This window comes from Dolosigranulum pigrum ATCC 51524, assembly GCF_000245815.1.
Classification (GTDB): domain Bacteria; phylum Bacillota; class Bacilli; order Lactobacillales; family Carnobacteriaceae_A; genus Dolosigranulum; species Dolosigranulum pigrum.
On the sequence record NZ_JH601103.1, the window covers coordinates 1,517,302 to 1,523,526 of the forward strand.

Genomic DNA, 6,225 nt, shown 5'->3' on the forward strand with positions numbered 1-6,225 from the left:
TTCTTAACAAAAGGATTGCTCCAGTTAATCACAAAAAGCGTTGGAGGTCCAACGCTTTTTTGTTCGTACTATTTTTAAATTAATTTTTCCATTTCTCTCGCAACGAATTCAACATCTGTTCCTACAATAACGTGAACGTTTGGTCCACCTTGTTTACGAACAGCAGGTACATTTGCTTGAAGGATACGATTTTCATCAACTTTGTCCGTATCTTTCAATTCCATACGCAAACGAGATGTACAGTAGTTTAATGTATCGACGTTTTCAGCTCCACCAAGACCGTCTAAGATGATTTTTGCCATTTCTGGATATTTATCATCATCTGTTGAATCTTTATTAATGGCACTTTGAATATCTCCAGCATCCATATCTACCTCAACTCCACGTCCAGGTGTCTTTAAATTGAAAGTTTTAATAGCACCAACGAATAACACGTAGTATAATACACCAAAGACTATTCCTTGAACCAGTAACATATAAGGTTTATTAGCTAACTCTAGTGTGTACGATAGAACGTAATCAATTAATCCTGCACTAAATGTAAATCCAGCCGTCCAGCTAAATGTTGCTGCAATAAATAATGAAAGTCCCGTAAGTAACGCATGAATAACATAAAGTGCTGGTGCAATAAACATGAAGGCAAATTCAAGTGGTTCAGTTACCCCAGTAACAAATGAAGCTACCCCGGCAGCTAACATTAATGAACCAACTTTAGCTTTTTTGTTTTTATCAGCCATGGTGTAGATTGCAAGCGCTGCTGCTGGTAATCCAACCATCATAATTGGAAAGAATCCAGCTTGGTACATACCAGTGACACCCAATTCACCTGTTCCACTCCAGAACTTGTTAATGTCATCAATTCCTGCTAAATCAAACCAGAAAACTGAGTTTAATGCATGATGTAATCCGGTAGGTATAAGTAAGCGGTTAAAAAACCCGTATAATCCAGCCCCGAGTGCTCCGAGACCAACCATCCATTCACCAAAACTGGTTAAGATATCATATAGTGGTGGCCAGACATATAACCACACAACAGACAGTAGTGATGCTGCAAATGAAGTTAAAATAGGTGGCAAGCGTCGTCCACTAAAAAACGATAATGCTTCCGGTAGTTTTTTATTATTAAATCTATTATAAATAGTTGCTGCTAAAATACCAACTATAATTCCTAAAAATTGTGTCCCTACATTATTAAAAGCTACATTAACAGAATCAACCTCAATTTGTAGCAAATTAGCAACTCCATCAGGCTTCAAAATAGTTGTTGGAACTAACCAACCAACTAAACCAGCCAATCCAGCCGCTCCACTTTTATCAATAGACAAGCCAATAGCAACACCAACAGCAAACAGCAGTCCCATACTTCCCAGAATGGCATCACCAGACGAGACTAAAAATCCAGAAATCGATGCAATTGATGCAGAGTTTTCCCATATGTTTTCTAAAATACGTCCTAATCCAATCAGCAAAGCTGCTGCTGGCAATACGGCGATTGGAAGCATCAACGAACGTCCCAATCTTTGTAAATATTTCATCATATTCTGATATCCTCCTTTTAATATTATATCCAATTAACAACTCCAGTGGCTAACGCTCCTCTCCTATTCTGGCAACCCAGAACCCACTTACATAAAATATTCATTATGCCCATTGTAATCGTTTGACGAAGAAATATCAAGTGTTTTGTTCGATATTATTTCATATTTGAAAAAATATGTTTGAATATCTTTCTATTCTAATCTAGTTAAACATTTCAATACAAAAAAGCGCTGAATTCAGCGCTTTTTTATTCTAAATTTATACTAATTATCCCCAAATTGGTGGGAATAGGCCAAACCCAGATCCAATTAAACCAATAACCAGAATTAATAAGATACACTTAAGTGGTGTCCAACCCTTGAAGGCCATGAGATAATACAAGAGGAGTGTTATTGCCAAAGGAATCATTGCTGGCAAAATACCATCTAATATTTCTTGGATATTAATAGTTACTTCTTGTTCAACATAATCGAAGTAAGTTACACGATATTCTCCACTTGGTAGCTCTTCAACAGTTGCATCTTCCTGACCAGTTGCTGGCTCCCCATTTTCATATATGATATTTTCATACATTTCTAAGTCACTTTCTGAAACCATTTCAACTATTTCAACAGGTTCTTGTGTATGTCCATTATGAATTTCGAAGTTACTTACGTTGGTTGAACCGTAAATAACAGTGAGTGCCCCGACAATAAAAACCCCTAATATTGATGCAGCTCGTGTAAACTCTTTTGCATTTTCTGTTAACATATCAATTGCCGATGTTCCCAAGTTATAAGACCAATGCATCAACCAAAATCTTATTCCAAATTGGAAAATATTAAAAATTAACAGGAAGAGTATTGGAGCAAATATATTACCTTCTAAAGCCATTTGAGAAGTTATCCCAGCAGTAATTGGAACTAGCGTAAACCAGAATAGGGCATCTCCAATACCACCTAATGGTCCCATCGCTGCTACTCGTACAGCACGAATTGTTGGAATATCCACTTTATTTTGTTCAAGTGATAAAATAATCCCCATTACAAATGTAACTAAGAATGGGTGCGTATTAAAGAATTCCATATTATGCGACATTGATGCCGCTAAGTCATCATCATTTTTGTGGATCTTCTTCAACCCAGGAATAATACCGTATAACCATCCAGCAGCTTGCATACGCTCATAGTTAAATGAACCTTGTAAGTTTAATGAACGCCATACCATTTTATTAAGTGTTTTCTTATCTAAAGTATCAGCTGGTTGTTGATCTTTATAATTATTCGGAATATTAAATACCATCTTGCTCATCCTCTCCGTCGCCTAGATCACTAACTGATGTTGCACTAGTTCTAATTTTAGTCTGTAATTGGTAATCCCAGAATGCTAAAGCAAATCCGATAAATGATAGAATTAATAGTGCTGAACTTCCTAGATCACCGACCGTATTAACGATAATTGCTAAGGCAAATCCCATAAAGTAGAATCCCCATAGTGGACGAGAAATCATTACCTTAAGTAGGATGGCAAAACCGACAAATCGCATCATTCCACCGGATGCTTCCAGACCAGTCATTATCCACGCAGGAATAAGATCAAGTAATTGTTGACCAAATGATGCTCCTCCAACAAAGAATACAGTTACAATCAGACCAAAAATTAAGCCTAAAATACCCATTGCTGTATAGTTCAAACGATCAATACCTTTTGTATTTGCCTCTTGTGCATAACTATCTGCTTTAGTCATCATTGGAGACATTCCTGTAAATAGTAACGTAATTCCATATTGTCCTAATAAAGCAAATGGAATAGCCGCTCCTACTGCCTCATTAGGCCCCAGTCCAAGAGAAATAGCAAGCACAGTAGCCATAATACCACCCATAACAGCATTTGGTGGTTGAGCCCCTCCAACTGGCATATTTCCGATTGTAATTAATTGATAAGTTCCTCCAACAATAAGCCCCGTCTGTACATCTCCCAAAATCCATCCAATAACAGGACCTGTCACAATAGGTTGGTAAAGTGATTCTAAAAAGTTGAATTGATCAATTGCAGCAATAAATGTCACTATGAACACTAATAATATTTGAATAAAACTAATATCAGCCATTTTATTTTCTCCCTTCTAAGGATTATGAGTTAAATAATTTATCTAATGATTCTTTTTTCTCTGACGGCACTCGCTGAATTTCTAATAGCACATCATGTTCTTGTATTTTTCTAAATGTTTCGACATCATTATCATCAACTGCAACTGAACCAACTGCTTGACGTTTTCCATCCGACATATGCATATTACCAATATTTACTTTATCAATAGGCACTCCTCCTTCTATCAAAGTTAGAACATCTTGGGGGGTTTCACAAATAATAAATATTTTTTGACGATCAGCTGCTTTATGAATAATGTCAATTGTTTTTTGCAATGAAAAATAACGTGTTTCAGCTGATGTAGGTGCAGCCATGTCCATTAAACGTTGACGGGTTTTATTTTGAGCAACCTCATCATTAGCTACTAATAGTAAGTTAGCATTAATTGAACTTGTCCATTGAGTAGCAACTTGACCGTGAATTAAACGATTATCAATTCTAGTTAATACAATATTTGGCATAATACTTCCTCCGATTTCTATTTAACAATTTTAGATATGGCATATCGTGATACTGTTATAACTGCTCCAGATTTTATCTTAATATCACAATATTCTGTATCCACTTTATCAATTACTCCAACTAACCCATTTGAAAATTCTACTTTCTGCCCTGTAGCCAAGTTTTGGTGTAACTGTTGGAAATGTTCCTTTTGGTTCTTGTATTGCTTTCGTGTAAAAAGGTAATAGATAAATAAACTTACAATAACAAAAACAATTACAACTATTGATGTTATAAATATTTGTGACAATATATTCACTAAATTCCATCCTCTTCTATTACAGTTTCATCATCTTTAGAGTCAATTACTCCTCTTTCTACACCTGTTTTTCCTGTAATGACTAACTCTTTTGCTAATTTTTCTGCTGAATCATAAAATTCAGATTTCATCGTCCCTTCAATAAGCATAGGTAAATTTGCTCCCGCTAAAACTTCAACATGACTTAAAGATTGACTCTCCATAAGACTAACATTAAATGGTGTTCCACCCTTTAAATCAGTTAACACAACTACCCCATCATAAGTCTCTTGAAAATATTTTATGGATTGATTGATCGTTTTTGTATAGACTTCCAAGTTCATATTTTCCTCAAATACAACATTTTTTACATTGTCTTTCTTTCCTGCAATCATTTCAAGTGAATGAAGTAATCCTTCAGAAAATTTTCCATGACCAGTTACTAAAATTCCTAACATATTATCCCTCCTTCATAATACTAATAGTATTTTAAGATGTTATAACCACTTTAATTATAAAACGTTTTCTAAATGATGTCAAGATTAATCATTTATTTTCCGATAAAAAAAATACTCTCTCGGTAACTGCTACCAAGAGAGTGTTCTTTATCAGTTTATATGTACCGGCACGCCAAAGCGTGCCGCCAGATGTTGTCATCTGGGTTCAAAGAGATGAACTAATTTATTTGTCATCATCTTCGCATTTTTTCTTTAATCCAAGGCCTACAAGTAAACTTGAAATACCTGATAAACCAAGTAACCAAGAACCCGTTGCTGTTTCTGGCAGACGTTCACCAGATTTTGCTTGTTTGATTGATTCTTGAATGGCTTGTTGACCGTTCATATAGCGAGCTTCTTCTACAATTTGGTGAATTTGACCCACCGTCGTTGCAGCATAAACGCTAGTAATGAATTGATCTTTCTGACCTCGTGTTAAGTGCAACAAGCTATTTATTGTAGCTTCAGCTTGTGTTTTTGCATTTTGCAAGTGATCAGTATCTGCCGGACGTTCTGATTCGGCCTGACCTGACTGAGTTGGAGCTTCTGATTCAGCTGGTTGTTCTTGCTCACCACCAACTTTTCCTCGTCCTAACTCAGTATTCAATGCTTCAGCTGCTTGAATAATCGCTTCAATCACTGGAACTGTTTGAGCGTTTTGAATCGCTGCTTTGAACTCATTCACTTTCGAAATGTCTAAGTTCGGTAAGCTTGCGATGTAATCAGTCGCTTTATCGCGTTCTACTTGAAGTAATCGTTCTAACTCTTCAGCTGGGAATGTAGATTTTTCATTAATTAGTCCTTGCCCATTCACGCCACCTTCGAATTCTGGTTTTTCTGGCTGAGTTGTACCTGCACCATTACCTGAGTCAGGTGTAGATTGAGCTGATTTCGCATTTAATTTTTCAGCTGCTTGAACAATCTCTTCAATTGCTGGAACGGTTTGAGCTTTCTGGATCGCTACTTGGAACTCTTTCACTTTTGAAGCGTCTAAGTTCTGCAAGCCTGCGATGTAATCAGCCGCTTTATCCCGTTCTACTTGAAGTAATCGTTCTAACTCTTCAGCTGGGAATTCTGGTTTCTCGTTGATCAGTCCTTGTCCATTTTCCCACTCGGCGTCATCCGCAATACCATTGCTGTTTTCATCGGTTACTGCTGGTACGTCAACTAGGTTGATACCTCCAAGCTCATCTTGTAAGCTTGCTTTTGTATCTTCACCATTTGCTGCACCGTCTGGCAATGCGTTGACCGCTGTGTTCGCTTCATTTTTCGCCTTAGTTACTGCGTCATTCAAGGCGTTCAATTCTGCGACTTCACTTG

At 36.8% G+C, this 6,225-nt stretch carries 7 protein-coding genes; all 7 read right to left on the bottom strand.

The features are described 5' to 3' along the window. Positions 1-74: 74 nt before the first annotated feature. Entirely contained in the window at positions 75-1,538 is a 1,464-nt protein-coding gene (nagE, locus tag HMPREF9703_RS06925; protein WP_004636644.1) for an N-acetylglucosamine-specific PTS transporter subunit IIBC, read from the bottom strand. Between the two features lie 268 nt (positions 1,539-1,806). After that, entirely contained in the window at positions 1,807-2,820 is a 1,014-nt protein-coding gene (locus HMPREF9703_RS06930) for a PTS system mannose/fructose/sorbose family transporter subunit IID (protein WP_004636645.1), read from the bottom strand. Then, entirely contained in the window at positions 2,810-3,628 is an 819-nt protein-coding gene (locus tag HMPREF9703_RS06935; RefSeq protein ID WP_004636646.1) for a PTS mannose/fructose/sorbose/N-acetylgalactosamine transporter subunit IIC, read from the bottom strand. Before HMPREF9703_RS06935 ends, HMPREF9703_RS06930 begins: the two co-directional genes overlap by 11 nt. A 22-nt stretch (positions 3,629-3,650) precedes the next feature. Then, positions 3,651-4,130 carry a PTS galactosamine transporter subunit IIB gene (agaB, locus tag HMPREF9703_RS06940; protein ID WP_004636647.1) on the bottom strand — a complete coding sequence of 160 codons (480 nt, stop codon included), beginning with the start codon at positions 4,128-4,130 and terminating at the stop codon, positions 3,651-3,653. Positions 4,131-4,147: 17 nt separating this feature from the next. Next, complete coding sequence (gene yajC, locus HMPREF9703_RS06945) at positions 4,148-4,429, bottom strand: preprotein translocase subunit YajC (RefSeq protein ID WP_004636648.1); 282 nt, start codon at positions 4,427-4,429, stop codon at positions 4,148-4,150. Then, positions 4,429-4,866: a PTS sugar transporter subunit IIA gene (locus tag HMPREF9703_RS06950; protein ID WP_004636649.1), complete on the bottom strand. Its 438-nt coding sequence runs from the start codon at positions 4,864-4,866 to the stop codon at positions 4,429-4,431. Before HMPREF9703_RS06950 ends, yajC begins: the two co-directional genes overlap by 1 nt. Before the next feature lie 223 nt (positions 4,867-5,089). Then, the coding region (locus HMPREF9703_RS06955) for a GA module-containing protein (protein WP_004636650.1) at positions 5,090-6,225 on the bottom strand (1,136 nt) is incomplete at its 5' end.